The 25,289-nt window shown below is 68.7% G+C and carries 22 protein-coding genes; 6 read left to right on the forward strand and 16 right to left on the reverse strand.

The features are described from left to right. Positions 1-59 precede the first annotated feature (59 nt). On the reverse strand, positions 60-980 hold the full coding sequence (locus OSC27_RS04935) for a heme o synthase (protein ID WP_267180276.1): 921 nt from the start codon (positions 978-980) through the stop codon (positions 60-62). 309 nt (positions 981-1,289) lie between these two features. On the opposite strand from OSC27_RS04935, the gene tkt reads away from it, so the two are divergent. From tkt to pgl, 6 genes are read left to right on the forward strand one after another with little or no spacing between them, the layout of a single operon-like run. Continuing rightward, positions 1,290-3,383: a transketolase gene (gene tkt, locus OSC27_RS04940; protein WP_267180277.1), complete on the forward strand. Its 2,094-nt coding sequence runs from the start codon at positions 1,290-1,292 to the stop codon at positions 3,381-3,383. Between the two features lie 26 nt (positions 3,384-3,409). Continuing rightward, positions 3,410-4,522: a transaldolase gene (tal, locus tag OSC27_RS04945; RefSeq protein WP_267180278.1), complete on the forward strand. Its 1,113-nt coding sequence runs from the start codon at positions 3,410-3,412 to the stop codon at positions 4,520-4,522. Next, positions 4,519-6,147, forward strand: a complete 1,629-nt coding sequence (locus OSC27_RS04950) for a glucose-6-phosphate isomerase (RefSeq protein ID WP_267180279.1) — start codon at positions 4,519-4,521, stop codon at positions 6,145-6,147. The genes tal and OSC27_RS04950 overlap by 4 nt, the downstream gene beginning before the upstream one ends. 19 nt (positions 6,148-6,166) lie before the next feature. After that, positions 6,167-7,708 (forward strand): glucose-6-phosphate dehydrogenase, encoded by a 1,542-nt coding sequence (zwf, locus tag OSC27_RS04955; protein ID WP_267180280.1) that lies wholly within the window; start codon positions 6,167-6,169, stop codon positions 7,706-7,708. After that, the gene (locus OSC27_RS04960; RefSeq protein WP_267180281.1) at positions 7,705-8,673 is read left to right on the forward strand and encodes a glucose-6-phosphate dehydrogenase assembly protein OpcA; all 969 of its coding nucleotides are present in this window, start codon (positions 7,705-7,707) and stop codon (positions 8,671-8,673) included. The genes zwf and OSC27_RS04960 overlap by 4 nt, the downstream gene beginning before the upstream one ends. A 4-nt stretch (positions 8,674-8,677) precedes the next feature. Next, positions 8,678-9,448 (forward strand): 6-phosphogluconolactonase, encoded by a 771-nt coding sequence (gene pgl / locus OSC27_RS04965; protein ID WP_267180282.1) that lies wholly within the window; start codon positions 8,678-8,680, stop codon positions 9,446-9,448. Here the strand turns inward: pgl and OSC27_RS04970 are convergent. The 15 genes from OSC27_RS04970 to OSC27_RS05040 form a co-directional block, all read right to left on the reverse strand. Beyond that, on the reverse strand, positions 9,445-9,813 hold the full coding sequence (locus tag OSC27_RS04970) for an RNA polymerase-binding protein RbpA (protein WP_267180283.1): 369 nt from the start codon (positions 9,811-9,813) through the stop codon (positions 9,445-9,447). The two genes, pgl and OSC27_RS04970, sit on opposite strands and share 4 nt — an antisense overlap. Positions 9,814-9,821: 8 nt before the next feature. Then, a complete protein-coding gene (gene secG, locus OSC27_RS04975; protein WP_267180438.1) occupies positions 9,822-10,067 on the reverse strand; it encodes a preprotein translocase subunit SecG in 246 nt (81 codons plus the stop codon). 87 nt (positions 10,068-10,154) lie between these two features. Further along, positions 10,155-10,955, reverse strand: coding sequence for a triose-phosphate isomerase (tpiA, locus tag OSC27_RS04980; protein ID WP_267180284.1), 801 nt, complete (start codon positions 10,953-10,955; stop codon positions 10,155-10,157). Further along, complete coding sequence (locus OSC27_RS04985) at positions 10,946-12,160, reverse strand: phosphoglycerate kinase (protein WP_267180285.1); 1,215 nt, start codon at positions 12,158-12,160, stop codon at positions 10,946-10,948. The genes tpiA and OSC27_RS04985 overlap by 10 nt, the downstream gene beginning before the upstream one ends. 19 nt (positions 12,161-12,179) lie before the next feature. Continuing rightward, positions 12,180-13,187 (reverse strand): type I glyceraldehyde-3-phosphate dehydrogenase, encoded by a 1,008-nt coding sequence (gene gap / locus OSC27_RS04990; protein ID WP_267180286.1) that lies wholly within the window; start codon positions 13,185-13,187, stop codon positions 12,180-12,182. A 98-nt stretch (positions 13,188-13,285) separates the two neighbouring features. Then, positions 13,286-13,912: a superoxide dismutase gene (locus tag OSC27_RS04995; RefSeq protein WP_267180287.1), complete on the reverse strand. Its 627-nt coding sequence runs from the start codon at positions 13,910-13,912 to the stop codon at positions 13,286-13,288. Positions 13,913-14,013: 101 nt separating this feature from the next. Continuing rightward, positions 14,014-14,994: a DNA-binding protein WhiA gene (gene whiA / locus OSC27_RS05000; protein WP_267180288.1), complete on the reverse strand. Its 981-nt coding sequence runs from the start codon at positions 14,992-14,994 to the stop codon at positions 14,014-14,016. Between the two features lie 64 nt (positions 14,995-15,058). Further along, a complete protein-coding gene (gene rapZ, locus OSC27_RS05005) occupies positions 15,059-15,937 on the reverse strand; it encodes an RNase adapter RapZ (protein WP_267180289.1) in 879 nt (292 codons plus the stop codon). A gap of 41 nt (positions 15,938-15,978) precedes the next feature. Further along, positions 15,979-17,988 carry an excinuclease ABC subunit UvrC gene (gene uvrC / locus OSC27_RS05010; protein ID WP_267180290.1) on the reverse strand — a complete coding sequence of 670 codons (2,010 nt, stop codon included), beginning with the start codon at positions 17,986-17,988 and terminating at the stop codon, positions 15,979-15,981. Beyond that, a complete protein-coding gene (uvrA, locus tag OSC27_RS05015; protein ID WP_267180291.1) occupies positions 17,988-20,885 on the reverse strand; it encodes an excinuclease ABC subunit UvrA in 2,898 nt (965 codons plus the stop codon). The genes uvrC and uvrA overlap by 1 nt, the downstream gene beginning before the upstream one ends. Positions 20,886-21,140: 255 nt before the next feature. Continuing rightward, positions 21,141-21,689 carry a hypothetical protein gene (locus OSC27_RS05020; protein WP_267180292.1) on the reverse strand — a complete coding sequence of 183 codons (549 nt, stop codon included), beginning with the start codon at positions 21,687-21,689 and terminating at the stop codon, positions 21,141-21,143. Beyond that, positions 21,686-23,005, reverse strand: a complete 1,320-nt coding sequence (locus tag OSC27_RS05025; RefSeq protein WP_267180293.1) for a DUF58 domain-containing protein — start codon at positions 23,003-23,005, stop codon at positions 21,686-21,688. Before OSC27_RS05025 ends, OSC27_RS05020 begins: the two co-directional genes overlap by 4 nt. Next, positions 23,002-24,015 (reverse strand): AAA family ATPase, encoded by a 1,014-nt coding sequence (locus OSC27_RS05030; protein WP_267180294.1) that lies wholly within the window; start codon positions 24,013-24,015, stop codon positions 23,002-23,004. Before OSC27_RS05030 ends, OSC27_RS05025 begins: the two co-directional genes overlap by 4 nt. Beyond that, positions 24,012-24,548 carry a hypothetical protein gene (locus tag OSC27_RS05035; RefSeq protein WP_267180295.1) on the reverse strand — a complete coding sequence of 179 codons (537 nt, stop codon included), beginning with the start codon at positions 24,546-24,548 and terminating at the stop codon, positions 24,012-24,014. The genes OSC27_RS05030 and OSC27_RS05035 overlap by 4 nt, the downstream gene beginning before the upstream one ends. Then, the gene (locus OSC27_RS05040) at positions 24,545-25,273 is read right to left on the reverse strand and encodes a DUF4129 domain-containing protein (RefSeq protein WP_267180296.1); all 729 of its coding nucleotides are present in this window, start codon (positions 25,271-25,273) and stop codon (positions 24,545-24,547) included. Before OSC27_RS05040 ends, OSC27_RS05035 begins: the two co-directional genes overlap by 4 nt. Positions 25,274-25,289: the final 16 nt, after the last annotated feature.

Below are 25,289 nucleotides of genomic sequence, written 5' to 3' on the forward strand. Positions count from 1 at the left end.
CGTCGAGGGGTTTTCCACCGTCGCACACGCCGATTCTCGTGCGGGCTCCGGCCCGCCTCTCAGAACGGGAGGAGCGGGTCGATCGCGACCGCGAGGAAGACGAGCGTGAGGTACGTGATGGACCCGTGGAAGACCCGCATGGGCGAGACCTGCTCGTGGCGGATCGCGAGGTTGTAGAGACGGTGAGCCTCGTAGATGAACCAGATTCCCGCGCCGAGCGCAACCGACGTGTAGACGACGCCCATGTGCGCCACGGGGACGAGAAGCAGCGAGCACGCGACGGTCGCCCACGCGTAGAGGATGACCTGCAGCCCCACGACCGCGCGGCCACGGACGACCGCGAGCATGGGCACGCCCGCCTCCTTGTAGTCGTCGCGGTAGCGCATGGAGAGGGGCCAGTAGTGCGGAGGCGTCCACAGGAAGATGACGACGAAGAGCACGACGGCGGGCCAGTCGAGGGAGTTGGTGACGGCGGCCCAGCCGATGAACACGGGCATGCAGCCCGCGATGCCGCCCCACACGATGTTCTGCGACGTGCGGCGCTTGAGCACGAGGGTGTAGAAGACCACGTACAGCAGGATGGCAAGCACCGAGAGCCCAGCCGTGAGCCAGTTCGCGAAGAAGCCGAGCACGAGCGTTGAGGCGATGCCGAGGGCCCACGAGAAGATGAGTGCCTCTCGGTCGCTGAGCTCACCCGTGACCAGCGGACGATTCTTGGTTCGCCGCATGATGCGGTCGATGTCGCGGTCGATGTAGCAGTTGAACGACCCTGCGGAGCCGGCGCTCATGTAGCCGCCGACCACGGTCGCGAGAACGAGCCACAGGTTGGGGATGCCGCCCTGCGCCAGGATCATGACGGGGACCGTCGAGACGAGGAGCAGCTCGACCACGCGCGGTTTCGTCAACGAGAAGTACGCCCGCGTCTTACGCCCGATCAATGCTCGAAGCGACTGCGGTCTTGTCTCAAGCGCGACGTCCATTGCTCCTCTTCATGGCACGCACGACGGCTTCGTGCCGAGGCAATTCTAAGACACGGATGCCGGGCGCCGGCCGAGTGCGTCTGCAGAGCGCCGGGGCCGGCCGGAACACAGCGTGCCCCTGCGGTGTTGACTATGCTTGAAGGTGCTCGCCAACCGAGGCGACCCTCCCCGCGGCGGCGCCAGCACTCTGAGCCGCGTGGCGGTGAAGGCTCTCGGTGCCGATGACGTTACGGCGCGCGCTACCTCTATTCTGGTGCGGGTTTCACGAAACGGCCCGTTCTCCACATGCGTTAGAAGGGTCTAGATCCAGTGGCAGCTCTGCAATGGGAATCCATTGACAACAAGGCAGTAGACACGGCACGCGTTCTCGCGGCAGACGCGGTCGAGAAGGTGGGCAACGGGCATCCCGGAACCGCCATGAGCCTCGCTCCCGCGGCGTACCTGCTTTTCCAGAAGATCATGCGGCGCGACCCGTCCGACTCGACGTGGATCGGGCGAGACCGCTTCATCCTCTCGGCCGGTCACAGCTCGCTCACGCAGTACACGCAGTTCTATCTGGGTGGATACGGGCTCGAGCTCGACGATCTGAAGGCACTGCGCACGTGGGGCTCGAAGACCCCCGGCCACCCCGAGTACGGACACACCGACGGCGTGGAGATCACCACCGGCCCGCTGGGCCAGGGCATCTCCTCAGCCGTCGGTTTTGCGTATGCCTCACGGTTCGAGCGCGGTCTCTTCGACCCGGATGCGCCGACGGGCTCGAGCCCGTTCGATCACTTCGTCTACGTGATCGCCGGCGACGGCGACCTGCAGGAGGGCGTCTCGAGCGAGGCATCTTCGCTCGCGGGCCACCAGCAGCTCGGCAACCTCATCGCCATCTACGACTCGAACCAGATCTCGATCGAAGACGACACGAACATCGCGTTCACGGAAGACGTCAAGGCTCGCTACGAGGCGTACCACTGGCACGTGCAGGTCGTGGACTGGAAGAAGACCGGCGTCTACAGCGAAGACGTCGAGGAACTGTACGCCGCGATCGAGCGTGCGAAGGGCGTCACGGACAAGCCCTCGCTCATCGTGCTGAAGACGATCATCGGCTGGCCGAGCCCGAAGAAGCAGAACACCGGCAAGATCCACGGTTCGGCGCTGGGAGCCGAGGAGCTTGCGGCCGTCAAGGAGGTTCTCGGCTTCGACCCGGAGAAGACCTTCGAGGTCGATGCCGCGGTGCTCGAGCACACCCGCAAGGCCGTGGATCGCGGCCGCGCGCAGCACGAGGAGTGGAAGAAGCAGTTCGACGCGTGGGCGCAGGCGAACCCCGAGCGCAAGCAGCTGCTCGACCGCATGCTCTCGGGCGAGCTGCCCGACGGGGTCGAGGCGGCGCTGCCCGTCTTCGGTACCGAGAAGGCCGTCTCGACGCGCGCCGCGAGCGGCAAGGTGCTGAACGCCCTCGCGGGCGTCATCCCCGAGCTCTGGGGCGGCTCGGCTGACCTCGCCGAGTCGAACAACACGACCATCGAGTCCGCGGCATCCTTCGTGCCGAGCGAGCACTCGACCCACGAGTGGACCGGCAACCCGTACGGGCGCGTGCTGCACTTCGGCATCCGTGAGCACGCGATGGCGGCCATCATCAACGGCATCGTGCTGCACGGCAATACCAGGCCGTACGGCGGCACGTTCCTGATCTTCAGCGACTACATGCGCCCCGCCGTTCGCCTGGCCGCGCTCATGCAGGTGCCGTCGGTCTTCGTCTGGACGCACGACTCGGTCGCGCTCGGCGGCGACGGCCCGACGCACCAGCCCATCGAGCAGCTCGCCTCGCTGCGCGCCATCCCCCACCTCGACGTGGTGCGCCCCGCCGATGCGAACGAGACGGCATACGCCTGGCTGAACATCCTGCAGCGCCGTCACGGCCCGGCGGGCATCGCGCTCAGCAGGCAGAACCTGCCCGTCTTCGAGCGCGGCGACGGCGAGGCATCCGGCGACACGCTCGCCGCTGCGTCGAACGCGGCCAAGGGTGCGTACGTGCTTGCAGAGGCGGAGGGCGGCACGCCCGACGTCATCCTCATCGCCACCGGCTCCGAGGTGCAGTTCGCCCTCGAGGCGCGCGAGGCGCTGAAGGCGGATGGCGTGGCCGCTCGCGTCGTGTCGGCCCCGTGCCTCGAGTGGTTCGACGAGCAGGGCGCCGACTATCGCGAGCAGGTGCTGCCCTCATCCGTCAAGGCGCGCGTCTCGGTCGAGGCCGGCATTGCGCTCACCTGGCGCTCCTACATCGGGGATGCCGGACGCAGCGTCTCGATCGAGCACTTCGGCGCGTCGGCCGACTACGAGACGCTCTACCGCGAGTTCGGCATCACGACCGAGGCCGTCGTCGCCGCCGCCAAGGAATCGATCGCGTCGCTGTAAGCGCCGGATCAGGGAGAAGAGAAGAAATGACTGAATCCACACCCACCGCCCAGCTTTCCGCCGCCGGCGTCAGCATCTGGCTCGACGACCTCTCGCGTCAGCGAATCGCCACGGGCGGTCTCGCGAAGCTGATCGAAGACCGCAACGTGGTCGGCGTCACGACGAACCCGACGATCTTCGCCACCGCCCTTTCGAAGGGCGAGGCGTACGACGAGCAGGTTCGCGAGCTCGCCGCGGCCGGCACGGGAGTCGATGAGGCCGTGTTCGAGATCACGACGCGCGACGTCGCGGACGCCAGCGACCTGTTCCGCCCCGTGTACGACGCCACGGGCGGTCTCGACGGCCGCGTGTCGATCGAGGTCGAGCCTGGCCTCGCCCACGATGCCGCCGGAACCACCGCCGAGGCGAAGCGGCTGTGGGCGAAGGTCGATCGCCCGAACGCGATGATCAAGATCCCCGCCACCGTCGAGGGCCTCGAAGCCATCACCGAGGCCACGGCCGTCGGCATCAGCGTCAACGTGACTCTCATCTTCAGCCTCACGCGTCACCGCGAGGTCATCAACGCGTACCTGACCGGCCTCGAGAAGGCGAAGGCGGCCGGTATCGATCTGTCCAGCATCCATTCGGTCGCGTCGTTCTTCGTCTCCCGTGTCGACACCGAGATCGACAAGAGGCTGACCGCCATCGGCACGGATGCCGCCCTTGCCCTGAAGAGCAAGGCCGGGGTCGCGAACGCCCAGCTCGCCTACCAGGTGTACGAGCAGGCCTTCGACAGCGAGCGCGCGAAGGTGCTGCTCGACGCTGGCGCGAATAAGCAGCGTCCGCTCTGGGCCTCGACCGGTGTCAAGGATCCGAGCCTGCCGGACACGCTCTATGTGACGAAGCTCGTGGCACCGAACGTGGTCAACACGATGCCGGAGAAGACGCTCGAGGCCACCTTCGACCACGGAGAGATCCCCGAGAACTCGATCGCCGGATCGTACGACGCGGCGAACCGGGTGCTCGACGACATCGCCGCACAGGGCATCTCGTACGACGAGGTCACGGCGCAGCTCGAGAAGGAGGGCGTCGACAAGTTCATCGTCTCGTGGAACGACCTGCTCCAGACGGTGACGACGGCGCTGGAGGCGGCAAAATGACCTTCGGCATCCACGTCTCCGGCGCGGCCGAAGAGGCCGTGCGCCGCGTGGTGCCGACCCTCGTCGGTGACATGGTCGCCTCCGGTATCACCGCTCAGGATGCGGCGCTGTGGGGCGCCGACGCCGAGCACGAGGCGGGCATCCGCCTCGGCTGGACCGAGGCTGTCACGGTCTCGCGCCCGCTCGTCGCCGAGATCATCGCGCTGCGCGACGAGCTGCGCGCGGCGGGCGTCGACCACATCGTGCTCGGCGGCATGGGCGGCTCCTCGCTCGCCCCTGAGGTCATCACGAGAACCGCGGGCGTCGAGCTCACCATCCTCGACTCCACCGAGCCTGGCCAGGTGCTCGCCGCGCTGAACGACCGGCTGAAGACGAGCGCCATCGTCATCTCGAGCAAGTCGGGCTCGACGCTCGAGACCGACAGCCAGCGCCGCACCTACGAGAAGGCGTTCACGGATGCCGGAATCGACCCGCGCGAGCGCATCGTCGTGGTGACCGACCCCGGCTCCCCCCTCGACGCCTCGGCCCGCGAGGCGGGCTATCGGGTGTTCAACGCCGACCCGAACGTCGGCGGCCGCTATTCGGCGCTGACCGCCTTCGGGCTCGTGCCATCCGGTCTCGCAGGGGCGGACATCGACGAGTTGCTGAATGAGGCGGAGGGCGTCTCGCTCGAACTCGCCGTCGACAACGAGGAGAACCCGGGGCTCGTGCTCGGTGCCGCGATCGCCGGAACGAATCCCCGCCGCGACAAGCTCGGAATCATTGCCGACGGAACGCACATCGTCGGCTTCGCCGACTGGGCGGAGCAGCTGATCGCCGAGTCGACCGGCAAGCTCGGCACCGGCATCCTGCCCGTGGTGCTCGACACGCTCGCCCCTGAACTGAGCGAGAACCTGCCGGACCTGCAGATCGTGCGCCTCGTGGAGAACGCGGAGGCGCATCACATGCTGCGTTCCGACCGGCACGAGGGCGAGATCCTCGTCTCGGGCAGCCTCGGCGCCCAGATCATGGTGTGGGAGTACGCGGTGGCGGTGGCCGGACGCCTGCTCGGCATCAACCCGTTCGACCAGCCAGACGTGGAGTCTGCGAAGGTCGCCGCGCGGGGCCTGCTCGACAACCGGCCGGAGCCGCAGCCTGCTGCGTTCGTCGCCGAGGGCATCGAGGTGCGTGGAAGCGACAGCGTCGTCTCCGCAGCCTCGACGCTTGACGGGGTGGTGGGGCGCCTGCTCGACCAGCTCGGTGACGACGGTTACGTGGCGATCCAGGCCTACGTCGATCGTGTCGCGCTGCCGGAACTCGCGAACATCAGGGATCTCATCGCGGCGCGCGCCAAGCGCCCGGTCACGTTCGGCTGGGGTCCCCGGTTCCTGCACTCGACGGGCCAGTTCCACAAGGGTGGGCCGGCCGTCGGCGTCTTCCTGCAGATCACGCAGGACGTGACCGAAGACCTCGAGATTCCCGGGCGTCCGTTCACGTTCGGCCAGCTCATCAAGGCGCAGGCGAGCGGCGACGCGGGAGTTCTCGCCGAGCACGGCCGCCCTGTGCTGACGCTCAACCTGACGGATCCCGCGGCCAATCTCGTGCCGCTGTTCGCCGCCGTCAACGAATCCGACCAGCCCGAGTAGTCCCGAGCCAAGGAGCTGCATGTCCCCGGTGGAAATCACCTCGGAGTTCAACCCGCTGCGGGTGTCTTCCGATCATCGCCTCAATCGCATCGCCGGGCCGAGCGGCCTGATCATCTTCGGCGTGACGGGCGACCTGTCGCGCAAGAAGCTGATGCCGGCCGTGTACGACCTCGCCAACCGGGGGCTCCTGCCTCCCGGGTTCGCCCTCGTCGGCTTCGCCCGGCGTGATTGGGAGGACCAGGATTTCGAGAAGGTGGTGTACGACGCCGTCAAGGCCCATGCTCGTACCCCCTTCCACGACGAAGTGTGGCAGCAGCTCGCACAGGGTATTCGGTTCGTTCCCGGCGAGTTCGACGACGACGAGGCCTTCGAGAGGCTGAAGAGCACGATCGAGGCGCTCGATCGTGAGCGTGGAACGATGGGCAACCACGCGTTCTACCTCTCGATCCCGCCGAAGGCGTTCCCGCAGGTCACGCAGCAGCTGAAGCGCTCCGGCCTCGCGGAGCAGCACGGCGACCAGTGGCGGCGTGTCGTCATTGAAAAGCCGTTCGGCAGCGACCTGAAGACGGCGAGGGAACTGAACGACGTCGTCGAGTCGGTGTTCCCGCCGGACTCCGTCTTCCGCATCGACCACTACCTCGGCAAGGAGACGGTCCAGAACATCCTGGCCCTCCGCTTCGCGAATGAGCTCTACGAGCCCATCTGGAACGCGAACTACGTCGACCACGTGCAGATCACCATGGCGGAGGACATCGGCGTGGGCGGCCGGGCCGGGTACTACGACGGCATCGGAGCGGCACGCGACGTCATTCAGAACCATCTGTTGCAGCTTCTCGCGCTGACGGCGATGGAAGAGCCCGTGTCTTTCGAGGCGAAGGACCTGCGAACCGAGAAGGAGAAGGTGCTGCGCGCCGTCCGTCTGCCGAAGGATCTCGCGACGTCCACGGCGCGCGGGCAGTACTCCGGGGGGTGGCAGGGCGGCGAGAAGGTCGTCGGCTTCCTCGACGAGGAAGGGATGAACCCCGACTCGATCACCGAGACGTATGCCGCCGTGAAGCTCGAGATCGGCACACGCCGCTGGGCTGGTGTTCCCTTCTACCTGCGTGCGGGCAAGCGTCTCGGCCGGCGCGTGACCGAGATCGCGGTCGTGTTCAAGCGGGCGCCCCAGCAGCTCTTCGCGCAGAGTGAGACGACGGCCCTCGGCCAGAACGCCCTCGTGATCCGCGTGCAGCCGGATGAGGGCGTCACGATCCGTTTCGGCTCCAAGGTGCCCGGTTCCGGCATGCAGGTGCGCGATGTGAGCATGGACTTCGGATATGGCCACGCGTTCACCGAGGCGAGCCCGGAAGCGTACGAGCGACTGATCCTCGACGTGCTCCTCGGCGACCCGCCCCTGTTCCCCCGCCACGAGGAGGTCGAGCTCTCGTGGAAGATTCTCGACCCCATCGAGGAGTTCTGGGCCACGCAGGGGCAGCCGGAACAGTACAAGCCGGGCACCTGGGGCCCGAAGTCCGCCGACGAGCTGCTTGCGCGTGACGGCCGAACCTGGAGGCGTCCATGATCGTCGATCTGCCAGACACCAACACGAGCAAGGTCTCCAAGGCTCTCGTCAAGATCCGCGAGGAGGGCGGCGTCGTCGCCCTCGGGCGTGTGCTGACCCTCGTCATCGCCACGACGCTCGGCCAGGAGGAGGAGGCGATCGAGGCGGCAAACGACGCGTCCCGCGAGCATCCGATGCGGGTCATCGTGATCTCGACCGCCGACGCCGATGACAGCCGCGCCGACGAGGTCGCCGGCCGCCTCGACGCGCAGATCCGCGTGGGCGGGGACGCGGGAGCCAGCGAGGTCGTCGTGCTTCGGGCATACGGCGAGACGGCGAGCGATCAGGAGGGGCTCGTCACCGGGCTCCTGCTTCCGGATGCGCCCGTGGTCGCGTGGTGGCCGGGCACGGCGCCCGAGGTGGCATCCGAGTCACCGCTCGGCCGCATCGCCACGCGCCGCATCACCGACGCGTCGACCCAGTCCGACCCGAACGAGGCGCTGCGCCACCTCGCGGCGACCTATGCGCCGGGCGACACCGACTTCGCCTGGACCAGGCTGACCCTGTGGCGTGCGCAGCTCGCCGCGGTGCTCGACCAGCCGCCGTTCGAGCCCATCACGGCGGTCGAGGTCGCCGGCGCCGTGGACTCCCCCTCGACCGTGCTGCTCGCGGCGTGGCTCGGGATGCAGCTCGATGTTCCCGTGCGTCACGACCTCACACGCGCATCCGGTGCCAGCGGCATTCACGGCGTCAGGCTGACGCGTGAGTCTGGCGTGATCGAGCTCGAGCGTGAGATCCCCAACATCGCGACGCTCGTGCAGCCGAACCAGCCCACGCACGATCTGGCCCTCCCCCGCAGGAATCTGCGGGACTGCCTCGCCGAGGAACTGCGTAGGCTGGACCCGGACGACCTCTATGGCGAGGTCATCACGCGGGGGCTGGAGAGGCTCGCCGAGACCGAGTACGGGACGGGCGCAGGGGTATAGGGGTATGACGAACGAACGGCGGGTGCTGGTCCACCCGGACAAGGCCGCACTCGCCGCGTCGGTCGCGGCGCGCTTCCTCACGAAGACCGTCGACATTCTCGACGACGTCGATACGGCCAACGTCGTGCTGACGGGCGGCACCATGGGGATCGCCGTGCTCGATGCCGTGAACGGTTCGGCCGCGCGCGATTCCGTGGACTGGGGCCGCGTTCACTTCTGGTGGGGAGACGAGCGCTGGGTGCCCCGCGACGATCCCGAGCGCAATGAGCGCCAGGCTCGCCACGCACTGCTCGACCACATCAAGGTGCCTGCGGCCAACATCCACGCCTTCGCTGCCTCTGACGACGACGTCGACCTCGACGGGGCCGCCGCGGCGTACGCCGACGAGTTGGCGAAGCATGCGGGCGGGGGCGCGGCGCATCCGCGTTTCGACATCACGTTTCTGGGCGTCGGGCCTGATGGCCACATCGCCTCCCTGTTTCCGGATGCCGCGGGCATTCGCGAGACGCAGGCGAGCGTCGTCGCGGTGCGCAACTCCCCCAAGCCGCCGCCTGAGCGGCTGAGCCTGACTCGGCCGGTGCTGAACGCATCCGAACGCATCTGGCTCGTGCTCGCGGGAGCAGACAAAGCCTCCGCACTCGGTCTCGCCCTCGCCGGTGCGGCCTACACCGAGGTGCCTGTCGCCGGCGCCAAGGGACGCAAGCGCACCGTGTTCTTCGTGGATCAGGATGCTGCGGGCGAGGTTCCGGAGAACCTCATCGCGCCGAGCTACTAGTTCGTCGGCGTGAGCTTGCCGCGACGGATGCGCAGCTGTGTGAGCGCGTCGTCCAGGAGCTGCTGCGCCTCTTCTTCTGTGCGCCGTTCCTTCACGTATGCGAGGTGCGTCTTGTACGGCTCGAGCTTGGCCACCGCGGGAGGGTTCTCCTTGTCGCGGCCGGCGGGCAGACCGCTCGATGGTGAGTCGATGGTCTCGGGAATCTCTTCTGGCGGCAGGTTCGCGGCGAAGTACCGCACCGTCTCATTGCCCAGCGCGTCCCAATACGAGACCGCGACACGATCGGCGTGGTAACCGCGATCCTGTTCGCCCATGGGGCCGGCGCCGACGCGCGAGCCGCGGATTGCACTTCCACCGGATGCCATAGTTCCTCCTACGCAGAGAAGCGAGTGATCAGGCCGAGCACGATCACGCACGCGATCCAGATCACGCCCAGAATGACCGTGATGCGGTTCAGGTTGCGTTCGGCGACGCCCGATGCACCCAGGTTGGAGGTGACACCGCCGCCGAACATGTCGGAGAGGCCGCCGCCACGGCCCTTGTGCAGCAGGATCATCAGGGTCAGCAGGAGACTCGTGAGGCCGAGAAGAACCTGCAGGACGACCTGGAGAATTTGCAGCACGAGAGACCTTTCACAACTGCGCCGATGTCGGGTGCCACCGGGGCCAAGAGTCAAGTATACCGAAGGCGGACGCCCCGGCGACCCCTACGCGCCGACGTGCTTCTGATAGCGCACGATGCTGGCGAACTCGGTGACGTCAAGGCTGGCCCCGCCGACGAGCGCGCCGTCGACGTTGGGTTCGCGCATGAACGACGCGATGTTCGCGGCCTTGACCGAACCGCCATAGAGGATGCGCGTCTTCGCCGCGACGTCCTCGCCCAGCACGTCGGCGATCGTGGCGCGCAACTGCGCGGCGACCTGTTCGGCCTGCTCTGGCGTTGCCGCCTGGCCGGAACCAATGGCCCAGACGGGTTCGTACGCGACCACGATGTCGGCCGCACTCGTGACGCCGGCCAGGGCGGCGCGCAGCTGGCCGACGGGAACCGCGCTCTGGCCGTGCTTCTCGAGGTCTTCCGCCGTCTCACCGACGCAGATGACGGGCGTGAGAGAGTGCTTCAGCGCCGCGGTCACCTTCTGTGCAACCTGCTCGTCGGTCTCGGCGTGCAGGTTGCGCCGTTCGGAGTGCCCGATGATGACGTACCGGCACTCGAGCTGAGCCAGGAACGCGCCGGAGATCTCGCCGGTGTATGCGCCGGAGTCGTGCGCGGACAGGTCCTGTGCGCCGAACGCGAGCGGCAGCTTGTCTGCCGACACGAGCGTCTGCACGCTGCGCAGGTCGGTGTACGGCGGGAACACCGCGACCTCGACGGCCGCGAAGTCGTGCCCGGCATCCTTCAGGCTCCACGCCACCTTCTGCACGAACGCGATCGCCTGCAGGTGGTCCAGGTTCATCTTCCAGTTGCCCGCAATGAGCGGCGTGCGACGCACGCTGGCTGCTACTGCCATCCGAGTACCTCCAGTCCGGGCAGACGCTTACCCTCGAGGAACTCGAGGCTGGCGCCGCCGCCGGTCGAAATGTGGCCGAACTGGTCGTCGGCGAAGCCGAGCGCGCGCACGGCGGCGGCGGAGTCGCCACCGCCCACGACGCCGAGGCCGTCGACTTGGGTGAGCGCCTCGGCGATGGCGCGGGTGCCCGTGGCGAACGGGGCGAGCTCGAACACGCCCATCGGGCCGTTCCAGAACACGGTGTGCGAGGCGCGGATGACGCCGGCAAACCGCTCGGCGGTCTCGGGCCCGATGTCGAGTCCGAGACCGGATGCGCCCCAATCCGTGTCTTCGATGGCTTCCGCGGGGCGCACAACGTGCTCCGCGTCTGCCGCGAATTTCGAGGCCACGACCACGTCGGTTGGCAGCACGATCTCGACGCCCAGCTGCTCGGCGCGCGTGAGGTATTCCTTCACGGTATCGAGCTGGTCGCTCTCGAGCAGGCTCGAGCCGACTTTGTGGCCGAGAGCGGCGAGGAAGGTGAAGAGCATGCCGCCGCCGATGAGCAGCGAGTTGACGCGCGGCAGCAGGTGATCGATCACGCCGAGCTTGTCCGAGACTTTCGAGCCTCCGAGCACCACCGTGTACGGCGCCTCGGGGTTCTCGGTAAGCCGATCGAGCACGTCGAGTTCGGCCTGGATGAGCAGGCCGGCGGCGCTGGGCAGCGCCTGGGCCAGCTCGTAGACGCTCGCCTGCTTGCGGTGCACGACGCCGAAGCCATCGGAGACGAAGGCGTCTGCGAGAGCGGCCAGCTTCGCGGCGAAGGCCGTACGCTCGTCTTCGCTCTTGCTCGTCTCGCCCGGGTTGAAGCGCAGATTCTCGAGCAGAGCGACGTCACCGTCGCCGAGGGAGGCCACCGCATCCTGGGCGCCCGAACCGACCGTGTCGCGCGCGAACGTGACCGGCTTGCCGAGGAGCTCGCTGAGCCGCTGGGCGACCGGCGCGAGGCTGTAGCGCGCATCCGGCGCGCCGTCGGGCCGCCCGAGGTGGGAGACCACGACGACGCGCGCGCCCTGGTTGATGAGTGCGTTCAGCGTAGGCAGTGACGCTCGCACACGGCCATCGTCTGTGATCACGCCGTCCTTCAGGGGGACGTTCAGATCACAGCGAACGATGACGCGCTTGCCTGCGAGCGAGCCCAGCGATTCAAGAGTGCGCAACGTCACTGCTGTCGCCTTCGCGGTTCTAGAGTCGCTCGGCGACGTACTCGGTGATGTCGACGAGTCGGTTGGAGTAGCCCCACTCGTTGTCGTACCACGACGCCACCTTGACCTGGTTGCCGATGACCTTGGTGAGGCCGGCGTCGAAGATCGAGGAGTGCGGGTCTGAGACGATGTCGCTGGAGACGATCGGGTCTTCCGTGTAGCTGAGGATGCCCTTGAGGTTGCCCTCCGAGGCTGCCTTGTACGCCGCGTTGATCGACTCGACGGAGGCGGGGTTGGTCAGCTCGACCGTGAGGTCGGTGATCGAGCCGGTTGGCACCGGCACGCGCAGCGCGTAGCCGTCGAGTTTGCCGACGAGTTCCGGGATGACGAGCCCGAGGGCCTTGGCCGCGCCCGTGGAGGTGGGGATGATGTTGACGGCAGCGGCGCGGGCACGGCGAAGGTCGCTGTGCGGGCCGTCCTGCAGGTTCTGGTCGGCCGTGTATGCGTGCACCGTGGTCATGAGGCCGCGCTCGATGCCGAAGTTGTCGAGCAGCACCTTGGCGAGCGGCGCGAGGCAGTTCGTGGTGCATGACGCGTTCGAGATGACGTCGTTCGTCGCGGGGTCGTACGTCTTCTCGTTGACGCCGAGCACGAGGGTCGCCACGTTGTCGCCGGAGGCGGGAGCGGAGACGATGACCTTCTTCGCGCCGGCCGCGATGTGCTTGCGTGCGTCATCGGCCTTGGTGAAGCGGCCGGTGGACTCGATGACGATGTCGACGCCGAGGTCGCCCCACGGAAGCTGGGCAGGGTCGCGCTCCTCGAGCACCTTGATCGGCTTGCCGTTGACCACGATGTTGTCGCCGTCGAGCTCGACGGTGGCGTCGAGGCGGCCCGTGATCGAGTCGTACTTCAGCAGGTGCGCGAGTGCCTTGTTGTCGGTGAGGTCGTTGACGGCGACGATCTCAAGCTCGCTGCCCTTGGCCAGCGCTGCACGGAAGTAGTTGCGGCCGATGCGGCCGAACCCGTTGATACCGATCTTCACGGACACGTAAATCTCCTGATACTGGGGCGCCGTTCGGCGCATTTCGTGGGGGTGGGGGCTGACGGCGGTGTCCCGGGCGGTCGTGTCCGGGACACCGAGGCCCGCTACGACAGTAGCAGCAGGCCGGACGTCTTCTCGCGGGCCGCCTGGAAGCGCTTGGCGACGTCGCCCCAGTTCGCGATGTTCCAGAACGCCTTGACGTAGTCGGCCTTGACATTGCGGTAGTCGAGGTAGAAGGCGTGCTCCCACATGTCGAGCATGAAGAGCGGGATGGTCGCCGTGGCGAGGTTGCCCTGGTGGTCGTAGAGCTGCTCGATGATGAGCTTCTGGCCGAGGGAATCCCACGCCAGGATGGACCAGCCGGAGCCCTGGATCCCGAGTGCCGACGCGGTGAAGTGCGCACGGAACTTGTCGAAGGAGCCGAAGAACTCGTCGATCGCCGCGGCCAGCTCGCCCGTGGGCTTGTCACCGCCGTCCGGCGAGAGGTTCTTCCAGAAGACCGTGTGGTTGACGTGGCCGGCGAGGTTGAACGCGAGGTCCTTCTCGAGCTTGTTGATGTTCGTGAGGTTGTCGGTGTCGCGCGCCTCGGCGAGCTTGGTGAGGGCCGTGTTTGCCCCGTCGACGTACGCCTTGTGATGCTTGTCATGGTGGAGTTCCATGATGGTCCCGCTGATGCTCGGCTCGAGTGCCGAGTAGTCGTAGGGAAGCTCCGGGAGCGTGTAATCAGCCATTGCGTGGCCTCCTCGTTGTTCGTCGCGCACGATGTCTTCGCGCGCCGTTATGAGCGACATTTCGAGTCTAGTCGCGTCGTCTCACGCGCCTGGGGACGGCGTCACACGTCGTCAAGATCGGGCGGCAGGTTGGCATCCGTGCCCGGTATGCCCGTGTCTGCGGCCTTCTTGTCAGCCATGGCGAGAAGGCGACGGATGCGCCCCGCCACCGCGTCCTTCGTCATCGGCGGGTCGGCGTGATGCCCGAGCTCGTCGAGGCTGGAGTCTCGGAACGCGAGCCGCAGTTCGCCGGCGTAACGCAGGTGCGCCGGCGCATCCGTGTCGAGGATCTCGAGGGCACGCTCGACTCTGGCGCACGCCGCCACGGCGGCCTGGGCGGAGCGGCGCAGGTTGGCGTCGTCGAAGTTGACGAGGCGGTTGGCCGTGGCGCGCACCTCGCGGCGCATGCGCAGTTCCTGCCAGCTGGCGACCGTGGTGAGCGCGCCCATGTGCGTGAGCATGGTGCCGATGGCGTCGCCGTCGCGAATGACGACACGGTGCACGCCGCGCACCTCGCGTGCCTTCGCCGCGACGCTGAGACGCCCGGCGGCTCCGACGAGAGCCATGGCAGCCTCGTTGCCCGGACAGGTGACCTCGAGCGCCGCGGACCTGCCGGGGTCGGTGAGTGAGCCGTGGGCGAGGAACGCGCCGCGCCAGACGGCGGCGAGCTCGTCTCGCGTGCCCGTGGTCAGGCGGTTGGGCAGGCCGCGGATGGGCCGTCGTCTCGCGTCGAGCAGGCCCGTCTGCCTGGCCAGGGTCTCTCCCCCGTCGAGCACGCGCACGAGGTACTGGTTGCCGCGGCGGATGCCGGAGGCCGAGATGACGGAAACCTCGCTGCGCACGCCGTAGAGCTCGGCGAGGCTCTTGCGCACGCGCTTGGCCAGCTCGGGGCTGTCGAGCTCGCTCTCGACGGCGATGCGGCCGGAGATGAGGTGCAGGCCGCCGGAGAAGCGGAGGATGGCGGCGAGTTCAGCGGCACGGACGGTGTTCTTGCTGACCTCGAGGCCGGCAAGCTCCTGCTTGACGTCCTGGGTGAGTGCCACGGCGATCTCCTACTTCTGCGTTGCCAACGCGTGTTGTCTTGCGCAGCGGCACGGTATGGCCGCGCTACTCCCGGCCGAGGTCGCGGTGCTTGACACTCGCGGCCACCGTGGGCAGGGAATCCAGCCGTCTGCCGATCTCTTCGACGATGGCGACGGAGCGGTGTTTTCCGCCAGTGCAGCCTATCGCGATCGTGGCGTGACGCTTGTTCTCACGCTGGTAGCCGTCGAGCACGATGCGCAGCACTCGCTCATACGCGTCGACGAATTCCGTGGCGCCGTGCTGGGCGAGCACGTAGTCGGAGACGACGCCGTCGAGCCCGGTGTGCGAGCGCAGCTCTGGCACCCAGAACGGGTTGGGCAGGAAGCGTGCATCCGCCACCATGTCGGCGTCTGCCGGCAGACCGTATTTGAAGCCGAAGCTCATGACCGTGACCTGCACGCCCGCCGCGTTCTCCGCCGCGAAAGCCGCCTGGATCTCGGTCGCGAGCTGGTGGATGTTGAGGTCGGAGGTGTCGATCACGAGATCGCTCGACTCGCGGATCTCGCGCAGTCTGGCTCGTTCGGCGGTGATGCCGTCGAGGATCGTGCCGTCGCCCTGCAACGGGTGCGGTCGGCGCACGGCCTCGAACCGCCTCACGAGCGTCTCGTCTGTGGCATCCATGAAAAGGATGCGCACGTGCGTGCCGTCGCGCAGGCTCTGCACGATCTCCTGCAGGTCGGCGAAGAAGTCGCGGCCGCGCACGTCGACGACGGCCGCCACCCGAGGCAGCTGCGACCCTGCCCTGCCCGCGAGATCCATGAGCGGGCGCAGCATGAGCGGCGGCAGGTTGTCGACGACGTACCAGTCGAGATCTTCCAGGGCGTTTGCGACCGTCGATCTGCCGGCACCGGACATGCCGGTGACGATGAGCATCTCCTGGCGTTCGACGGGCTCCGTGGTCATGATGGCCTCACTGCTCGGGTGGTCGATGAGTCGAGACAAGCCTACCGAGTGCCGAGGCGTTCCCGGATGGAGTCGGCGAGCCTCGGGCCGATGCCGCTGACCTCGGAGATGTCGTGCGCGGTGGCCTGGCGTAGCCGGGCCACGGATCCGAAGTGCGTGAGAAGCGCCTTGACGCGCGCGGGCCCGAGGCCGGGAATCTCGCCGAGCACGGTGGCGATGTCGCGCTTGCGCCTCGCCCGCTGGTAGGTGATGGCGAAGCGGTGCGCCTCGTCGCGGATGCGCTGGATCATGAAGAGCGCGTCGCTGTTGCGCGGCAGGATGACGGGATAGTCGTCGTCGGGCAGCCAGAGCTCTTCGAGGCGCTTGGCGATGCCGACCAGCTGGATGCCGGTCACACCCGACTCGTCGAGCGCCCGCTTCGCCGCCGCGACCTGCGGCTGGCCACCGTCGACGATGAGGAGGTTCGGCGGCGACGAGAACTTGCGCCGGCGGCGCTGCTCCGCGAGGTCGGGGTCGACCACGGGCTCGGTCGACGTGTCGAGTTCGGTGGTGGGCTCGAGTTCGGTGGTGGGCTCGAGTTCGGTGGTTGTTTCGAGTTCGGTGGGCTCGAGTTCGGTGTTGGTTTCGAGCTCGGTAGCGGTCGCCTCGGCCGCGCCATGCCGGAGGTACGCGAGCCGCCTGGTGAGCACCTGGTGGATCGACTCGGTGTCGTCACTGGATTCGGGGATGGAGAAGCGCCGGTACTGGTCTTTGCGCGGCAGGCCGTCTTCGAACACCACCATGGAGGCCACGATGTTGGTGCCGGAGAGGTGGGAGACGTCGTAGCACTCCATGCGCAGGGGCGCGTCGCTCATGCCGAGTGCCTCCTGGATGTCGGTGAGCGCCTGCGAACGAGCGACGAAGTCGGAGCTGCGCCGCGTCTTGTAGAGCACGAGCGCGTTCTTCGCGTTGAGGGTGGCGGTCTGCGCGAGCGCCGCCTTCTCGCCACGCTGGGCGACGTGCAGGCTCACGCGGCCGGCCGTGGGCTCGTCTAGGCGCCGGCGATCGGTGAGCCACCTCTCCAGCTCGGCCGCGTCGTCCGGCAGCACCGGCACCATGATCTGCCGCGGCGGCGCTTCGCCGTCGTAGGCGTTCTGCAGCACCGTCTCGGTGAGCTCGGCGACCGAGACGTCGAGCTCCTTGTCGACGAGGAAGCTTCGCACACCGCGGATGCGCCCTCCCCGCACAATGAACTGCTGCACGGCGGCCGCGAGCTCGTCGTCTGCGATGCCGAACACGTCGGCGTCGACCCGGTCGGAGAGCACGACCGCGCTCTTCTCCATGGCGGCCGTCAGGGCCTGGACGGCGTCGCGGTGACGGGCGGCGCTCTCGAAGTCGAGAGACTTCGAGGCATCCTGCATCTTGGTCGTGAGCTGGTGGATGTACCGGGTGTCGTTGCCGGCCATGAAGGAGACGAAGTCGTCGGCGATGGCTCGGTGCGCCTCGGGCGTGACGCGGCCGACGCACGGGGCCGAGCATTTGCCGATGTCAGCGAGCAGGCACGGCCTGCCGGTGAGCTGCGCGCGCCGGAACACGCCGTCCGAGCAGCTGCGCATGGGGAACGCCTTGAGCATGAGGTCAACCGTGTCGCGGATGGCCCACACCTTCGTGTATGGGCCGAAATAGCGGGCGCCCTTGATGGCACGGTTGCGGGTGACAAGAACACGCGGGATCTCGTCGCCCAGGGTGACGGCCAGGTACGGGTAGCTCTTGTCGTCCTTGAACTGCACGTTGAATGGCGGGTTGAACTCCTTGATCCACGTGTATTCGAGCTGCAGCGCCTCGAACTCGGTGCCGACGACGGTCCACTCGACGCTCGCCGCGGTCGTCACCATCTTGCGGGTGCGCTCGTGCAGGCTGCGCAGCGGCTGGAAGTAGTTGCTGAGGCGGGAGCGCAGGTTCTTGGCCTTGCCGACGTAGAGCACGCGGCGGTTCGCATCGCGGAAACGGTAGACGCCCGGCTGCGTGGGAATCTCCCCCGCCTTGGGCCGGTAGCTCACCGTATCGGCCATCAGGCGCTCTTCTGCTCGAGGCGACCCTGATCGTCTTGCGCGAAGATCTCGGCCAGGAACGTGCCCGTGTGGCTGCCCGGCGCCGAGGCGACCTGTTCCGGCGTGCCCTCGGCGACGACTGTTCCGCCGCCCGCTCCACCCTCTGGGCCGAGGTCGATGAGCCAGTCGGCCGACTTGATGACGTCGAGGTTGTGCTCGATGACGATGACGGTGTTGCCCTTGTCGACGAGGCCGCCGAGCACGAGGAGCAGCTTGCGCACGTCTTCGAAGTGCAGGCCGGTGGTCGGCTCGTCGAGAACGTACACGCTGCGTCCGTTCGAGCGGCGCTGCAGTTCGGTCGCGAGCTTCACACGCTGCGCTTCGCCGCCGGAGAGCGTGGTGGCGCTCTGGCCGAGGCGCACGTAACCTAGGCCCACATCGACGAGTGTCTTCAGGTAGCGGTGGATGGACGAGATGGGCTCGAAGAACTCCGCGGCCTCGGCGATGGGCATGTCGAGCACCTCGGCGATGTTCTTGCCCTTGTAGTGCACCGTGAGCGTGTCGCGGTTGTAGCGCGCTCCCCCGCACACCTCGCACGCCACGTAGACATCGGGCAGGAAGTTCATCTCGATCTTGATCGTGCCGTCGCCCGAGCACGCCTCGCAGCGCCCGCCCTTGACGTTGAAACTGAAGCGGCCCGGCAGGTAGCCGCGCGATTTCGCCTCCATGGTCTCGGAGAACAGGGTGCGGATGCGGTCGAACACCCCCGTGTACGTCGCCGGGTTCGATCGTGGCGTGCGCCCGATGGGCGCCTGGTCGACGTGGATGACCTTGTCGAGGTTCTCGAGCCCGGTGACCCGCGTGTGCTTGCCCGGCAGCTTGCGTGCGCCGTTGAGCTTGTTGGCGAGCACTCGGTAGAGCACGTCGTTGACGAGCGACGACTTGCCGGAACCGCTCACGCCCGTGACGGCGACGAACGTGCCGAGCGGCACGTCGACCGTGACGTTCTTCAGGTTGTTGGCCTCGGCCCCCACGATGCGCATCATGCGCTTCTTGTCGATCGGTCGCCGCTTCGCGGGCGTCTCGATGGCCTTGCGGCCGGCGAGGTAGTCGCCGGTGAGCGAGGCGGTATTGGCCATGAGCGACTCGTATGAGCCGGAGTGCACGACGGTTCCGCCGTTCACGCCCGCGCCTGGGCCGATGTCGACCACCCAGTCGGCGGTGCGGATGGTGTCTTCGTCGTGCTCGACCACGATGAGCGTGTTGCCGAGGTCGCGCAGCGCGACGAGCGTCTCGATGAGACGCCGGTTGTCGCGCTGGTGCAGGCCGATCGAGGGCTCGTCGAGCACGTAGAGCACGCCCGTGAGGCCAGAACCGATCTGCGTCGCCAGGCGGATGCGCTGGGCCTCGCCGCCCGAGAGCGTCGCCGCCGCACGGGCGAGGTTGAGGTAGTTCAGGCCGACCTTGATGAGGAAGTCGAGCCGCACCTTGATCTCACGCAGGACCTGCGCGGCGATCTGCTGCTCACGCTCTGTGAGAGCCAGCTTCTCCATGAAGCTGCGCGCATCCGTCAGACTGAGCTCGGCGACGTCGGCGATGTTCGCCTCGTGCACGAGAACGGCGAGCACCTCGGGCTTCAGGCGCTGGCCCTTGCAGAGGGGGCACGGAACCTCGCGCAGGTACTCGGCCCAGCGCTGGCGCTGCGTGTCGGTCTCGGCCTCGGCGTACTGCCGCTCGATGTACGGCACCACCCCCTCGAAGCCGGAGGTGTAGCTCATGGTGCGGCCGTAGCGGTTCTTCCACTTGACCTTGACCTCGAAGTCGTTGCCGCGCAGCACGGCCTCACGCACCTCGGCGGGCAGCTTCTTCCACGGGGTCTTCAGCGAGAAGCCCAGGTCGCGGGCGAGGCCGTCGAGCAGCTTCTCGTAGTACTGGAAGAGGCCCTTGCCCTGCGTGGTCCAGGGAACGATGACGCCCTCGGCGATGCTCGCGGACGTGTCGCCGATAAGCAGATCTTCGTCGACCGACATGCGCGTGCCGAGGCCCGAGCACTCGGGGCACGCGCCGAACGGCGCGTTGAAGGAGAACGTGCGCGGCTCGATCTCGGTGAACTGGATGGGGTGGTTGTTCGGGCACGACAGCTTCTCGCTGAACGTCTGCCACGCCTCGGGGCCGTCGGCGTCGACGAAGTTGATCTGCACCAGCCCGTCGGTCAGCCGCAGCGCCGTCTCGAGCGAGTCGGTGAGACGCGAGAGCAGGTCTGGGCCGGCGACCAGCCGGTCGACAACCACCTGGATGTCGTGCTTGTACTGCTTCTTCAGCGTGGGCGGCGACGAGAGCTGCGCGACCTCGCCGTCGACGAGCGCCCGGGAGTATCCGCTCGCCGCGAGCTGGCTGAAGAGGTCGACGAACTCGCCCTTCTTCTGCGAGACGACGGGGCTGAGCACCTGGTAGCGCGTTCCCTCTTCCAGTTCCATGAGCTGGTCGGCGATCTGCTGCACCGTCTGACGCTGGATCTTCTCACCGCACACCGGGCAGTGCGGCACGCCGATGCGCGCCCACAGCAGGCGCATGTAGTCGTAGATCTCGGTGATGGTGCCCACCGTCGAGCGGGGGTTGCGGTTCGTGGACTTCTGGTCGATGGAGACCGCGGGGCTCAGCCCCTCGATGAAGTCGACGTCTGGCCGGTCGACCTGCCCGAGGAACTGCCTGGCATACGCCGACAGCGATTCGACGTAGCGGCGCTGGCCCTCGGCGAAGATGGTGTCGAACGCGAGCGACGACTTGCCGGAACCCGACAGGCCGGTGAACACGACGAGCGAATCGCGGGGAATCTCGAGATCGACATTGTGCAGATTGTGCACACGCGCCCCACGCACGCTCAGCTTTGATTCTGACTCGACTTTCGATACTGACACCACACGAGTCTATTGAGTGCCACTGACATTTCGATGCGAACGGGCCCCGCTGTCAGCGAACACACGTACGAAAGAGCGGATGCGCATCCGCGCGCCGCATGCGGAGCTTCGTTCGAGCGGGCTCGGCGGGCGGCCTCGGCGAGCGGGCGACTCGAGCGGGCGACTCGAGCGGGCGACTCGAGCGGGCGACTCGCGCGGGCGACTCGAGCGGGCGACTCGAGCGGGCGACTCGCGCGGCATCGTCTTGTACGCCGCTCACCCCTGCCGGCGCAGGAACGGCACGGCCAACACCGCGGCGAGCGCGAGCAGGGCAACGCCGGCGATGACGCTCGCGTACGGGAGCCGCGCCGCGGGAACGAGCAGCAGCACCACGATGGCGAGCACCTGCGCGGCCGCCTGCAGCCCGGCGAAGCGCAGCAGCGGGCGCACGAGGACGGCAGGCTGCACTCGCGCGGATGCCGACATGTCGAGCGTCAGGGTCGCCAGCACGTGGAGGAGATGCGTGCCCGCGAGTACGAGAGCGAATTCGAGCGTATAGCCGACGATGCCCGACCACAGGGTGCCGAGGGTCACGAGGCCGATGAGCAGCCAGGACGCCATGACGCGGGGTCGCACCGCCGCGGCGAGGGCGAACACGGCCGCGAGGATGAGCCAGAAGTCGCGCAGCTCGAGCGCCGCGACGGCGAGGGAGAGTGCGGCGATGGCAAGGCGCACGACGAGGGCCGGCAGCAGGGGCCCGAGCCGCGGAGCCATCGACAGCTCGACCCTGTTCTCGGCGGGCCGTGGCGCATTCAGGGTGGTCATCGGGCGCCTCTCCCCCGCAGTCGTGCGAGCGAGCGGAGCGCCGCGGCCCGGGACGACGACGCGGAGTCCTGCCACTCCAGCCTCTCCACGCCGGTCGCGGCGAGGTCGCGCATGCGGTCGTCGCGCTCCATCATGACGACGCGGTGCGCGAGGGCGCCCTGCCTGCTTAGCCGGGAGAGATTCGGCCGGGGCAGTGTGTCGACGGCGAGCACACGGTGGCCCGCGGCGCGCCAGAGCGCCGCCATCCGTGCCGTCTCGTCGTCGAGGAACGTGGAGAAGACCCACACGAGCGTGCCGGGCGGGATGAGGGGCGCGCGCAGGCGGTACGGGGACGCACCAGACGGCTGCGTCAGTTCGACGGCGCGCAGCACGCGTTGCAGGTGTCGGTTTCCGCCGCCGGGGGCGATGACCCGGCTGGGCGACGCGAGATCCTGGAACCCGACGCGGTCGCCCGCCTGCACATACGCGGCGGCGATGGAGGAGGCGGCGGTGCGGGCGATGTCCATGGAGCCGAGCCCCTTGCCGTGCGCCGTTCCGCGGCTCCAATCGGCGACGTTCTCGCCCACGTCGTCGCGACTGTCGACGACCAGCATGAGCGTGACGTCCGCCGTGGCGTTACTGCGGCGCACGTACAGATCACCGGGCGAGGAGCCGCGCCGGGCGGTGGTCTTCCAGTCGATGCGGCGCAGGCGGTCGCCGGGGGCGAAGAGGTGGATGTCGCGGAACTCACCGCCGTCGCCGGGACGCGACGAGTCGTGCGTGCCGGTGAGGCCCGTGAGGCGGCGGGGCAGCGGCAGGGAGCCGATCGGGAGGAGCTTCGGCGCCACGCTGCCGCGCACGACGATCTCGGGCGAGGGCTCGCCGAGCGCCTGCCCGCCCGCGCCGATGGCGCGAGAGGCGAGGCGCACCATCTCCTGCGGGCCGGAGTGCAGCACGGGCAGGGATCCGGTGATGCGCCGGGCGGCGGCGCGCGTGACGATCACGTCGGACGGCGCCGTGGCGAGCAGCGAGAGGCGCAGCTGCATGGCCTCGACGTCGGGCGCGGCGGCGATCTCGATGCCGTACTCGAGCCGAGAATCCTCCGCCCGGCCGCCGACGTCGGCGTGCAGGGTGATGGGGCCCGGCGCCGGGCGGCGCAGGCGGGTGAGGGCGACGGATGCCGCCAGCGGCAGCGCGACGAGTACCGTCTGCGGGCTCCCCCAGAGCAGGCCCGCGGCCGCGCCGAGGACGGCGACGATGACCGCCGCGGGCACGGCGGCGGAGACGGCCCAGAGCGGCCAGTGGCGGGCCTCGGCGCTGGCTGCCGTGGCCGTCATGGCGCGGTCGCGACGACGGGCGGCCCGGCGACCTCGCGCGTGACTTCCTCCACGACGTGCCGCGGCTCGACGCCCGATGCCCATGCCTGGGTCGTGAGCGAGAGCCGGTGCGCGAGGACCGGCACCGTGACCGCCTTGACGTCTTCGGGCGTCACGAAGGTGCGGGCGGACAGCGCGGCCAGCGCACGGGCGACGAGCAGCAGGCCCTGGGACCCGCGCGGGGACGCGCCGACCTGCACCTGCCGGTGGGCGCGGGTGGCCGCGGCGAGGTCGACGCAGTACGCCGCGATGTCGGAGTCGACGTCGATGTGCTCGACGCCGGCCTGCATGCGGCGCAGCGTGTCGCCGTCGACGACCTGCCGCACGTTCGTCGACTCTCGCCGACGTGCCACACGGTTCAGGAGCACCGCGCTCTCTCCGTCGCGGTCGGGGTAGCCGACGGCGAGCCGCACGAGGAAGCGGTCGAGCTGGGCCTCGGGCAGCGCGTACGTGCCCTCGTACTCGATGGGGTTCGAGGTGGCGATTACATGGAACGGATGCGGCAGGTCGAACCCTTCGCCCTCGACCGTCACCCGGCCCTCGGCCATGGCCTCGAGCAGCGCGGACTGGGTCTTGGGCGAGGTGCGGTTGATCTCGTCGGCGAGGAGCAGGCCGGTGAAGAGGGGGCCGGGTCGGAACACGAATTCGCCGCTGGCGGGGGCGAAGACGAAGGAGCCCGTGATGTCGGCGGGCAGCAGGTCGGGCGTGCACTGCAGGCGCCGGAAGTCGAGGCCGATCGCGGCGGCGATGCTGCGCGCAGCGAGCGTCTTGCCGAGGCCGGGAACATCCTCGAAGAGCACGTGGCCGCCGGCGAGGATCGCCGCGAGGGCGAGTTCGAGGGGCCTGTGCATGCCGACCACGACGGTGCCGACCTCGTCGAGGATGGCGCGGCCGAGCCGGCTGATCTCGGCGACGGGAAGCGGAGCGGCATCCGTCGTCCGGGTCGTGCCTGTCGTGGGGAGCTCTGTCATGTGCGTTTCTCCGTCGGTGTTGCGCCGGCGTCTGCCGGGAGTCGGTCGATGGCGTCGAGGCAGGCGGCCACGGCGGCGATGCGCGGGGGCGCCCCCGGCGGGCGCAGCACGTGCAGCGCACGGCGGCCGAGCAGATGCTCGATGGCCGGGCGGTCGGTGGGCTCATCGAGACTGAGGCCGAGGCGCCCCAGGCGGCGATCGGCGATTGACTGGATACGGCGCAGCCCCTCGGCCGCGATGCCCGCCCTGCCGGGGCGCAGCGACCAGGAGAGCCGCGTCACGTCGCGCCGGACGCCCTCGTGCGGTTGCTCCTCGTCGTCGGGGGCCCAGGCCGGGTGGTCCTCGCGCGGCACGGCGATCCAGACGACGCCGAGCGCGGCGATCGCGATCGACACAGTGGCGGCGTGGCCGGCATCCATGCCGATGTACCAGAAGAGCGCGCCGATGGCGGCGCTCGCGAGAACGAGCAGGATGGCCCGGCGGCGCAGCGGTCGCCGCAGAAGGGGGCCGAGGCCGCGTGCGTCGTCGCTCATGCGCGCCCTCCGGCGGCGGTGCCGGCCTCACTGCGCCAGGATTCGGAGAGCGCGGCGAGGGCCGAGCGTGCGGCGGCGATGTCGCTCGGCTCGGCGCTCTGGCCGCCGAAGCGCACGCGCTCGTAGAGGCCGAGCAGCGCGTCGATGTGCGGCTCGTCCGCCGGGGAGCGGCCGATCATGCGCCGGGTGAATTCGGTGGGCGTCTCGGCGCGGCCGCGCTGGATCCCGGCATCGGCCGCCGCCTCTTCGAGGCCCAGCCAGGCGGCGACGATGGCATCGGACGGCGCCCGGTCGGAGGCGAGGATCGACATGGCCGCGGCGAGCCCCCGTTGCACCACCGGCGCTTCGGGAAGCGGCTGCTGCTCCTCGGTCGGCGGCTCACTCGCGGCGCCGATGTCGACGTCTCCCTCCCCCGGCGCCTCGGTCGGCGGGCGGCCGCGCCACCACCGGGCAACGAGCAGCAGGACGATGGCGAGCACCACGCCGGCGATGACCCAGAGCAGCCACGAGAGGTCGATGCCGGTCGGCGCGTGCGCACCAGCCTGAGGGTGCAGGGTGGCCTGCCCGCTCGCCTGGGGCCGGGGCGGGATCGGTGTCGATTGCGGCACGCGGATGTGCGGCACCCAGCGCAGTCCGGTGAAGCGCGGCGCATCCTGCAGTGCCGCGCCGAGCACCACGACGATCCCGAGCAGCACACACGCGGCGACCGCCACGGCGCGCTTCACGCGGGCCCTCCCGCCG

Source organism: Microbacterium sp. STN6, assembly GCF_026410545.1.
Lineage (GTDB): Bacteria > Actinomycetota > Actinomycetes > Actinomycetales > Microbacteriaceae > Root112D2.

Excerpts from the sequence above, each read along its gene's own strand:
- OSC27_RS04970 (WP_267180283.1), bottom strand. The coding sequence starts at position 9,813 with ATGGCATCCGGTGGAAGTGCAATCCGCGGCTCGCGCGTCGGCGCCGGC.
- OSC27_RS05030 (WP_267180294.1), bottom strand. The coding sequence starts at position 24,015 with ATGACAGAGCTCCCCACGACAGGCACGACCCGGACGACGGATGCCGCT.
- rapZ (WP_267180289.1), bottom strand. The coding sequence starts at position 15,937 with ATGACCACGGAGCCCGTCGAACGCCAGGAGATGCTCATCGTCACCGGC.
- zwf (WP_267180280.1), top strand. The coding sequence starts at position 6,167 with ATGTCCCCGGTGGAAATCACCTCGGAGTTCAACCCGCTGCGGGTGTCT.
- pgl (WP_267180282.1), top strand. The coding sequence starts at position 8,678 with ATGACGAACGAACGGCGGGTGCTGGTCCACCCGGACAAGGCCGCACTC.
- OSC27_RS05020 (WP_267180292.1), bottom strand. The coding sequence starts at position 21,689 with ATGACCACCCTGAATGCGCCACGGCCCGCCGAGAACAGGGTCGAGCTG.
- OSC27_RS05035 (WP_267180295.1), bottom strand. The coding sequence starts at position 24,548 with ATGAGCGACGACGCACGCGGCCTCGGCCCCCTTCTGCGGCGACCGCTG.
- OSC27_RS05025 (WP_267180293.1), bottom strand. The coding sequence starts at position 23,005 with ATGACGGCCACGGCAGCCAGCGCCGAGGCCCGCCACTGGCCGCTCTGG.
- OSC27_RS04960 (WP_267180281.1), top strand. The coding sequence starts at position 7,705 with ATGATCGTCGATCTGCCAGACACCAACACGAGCAAGGTCTCCAAGGCT.
- OSC27_RS04995 (WP_267180287.1), bottom strand. The coding sequence starts at position 13,912 with ATGGCTGATTACACGCTCCCGGAGCTTCCCTACGACTACTCGGCACTC.
- tal (WP_267180278.1), top strand. The coding sequence starts at position 3,410 with ATGACTGAATCCACACCCACCGCCCAGCTTTCCGCCGCCGGCGTCAGC.
- uvrC (WP_267180290.1), bottom strand. The coding sequence starts at position 17,988 with ATGGCCGATACGGTGAGCTACCGGCCCAAGGCGGGGGAGATTCCCACG.
- OSC27_RS04935 (WP_267180276.1), bottom strand. The coding sequence starts at position 980 with ATGGACGTCGCGCTTGAGACAAGACCGCAGTCGCTTCGAGCATTGATC.
- tpiA (WP_267180284.1), bottom strand. The coding sequence starts at position 10,955 with ATGGCAGTAGCAGCCAGCGTGCGTCGCACGCCGCTCATTGCGGGCAAC.
- OSC27_RS04950 (WP_267180279.1), top strand. The coding sequence starts at position 4,519 with ATGACCTTCGGCATCCACGTCTCCGGCGCGGCCGAAGAGGCCGTGCGC.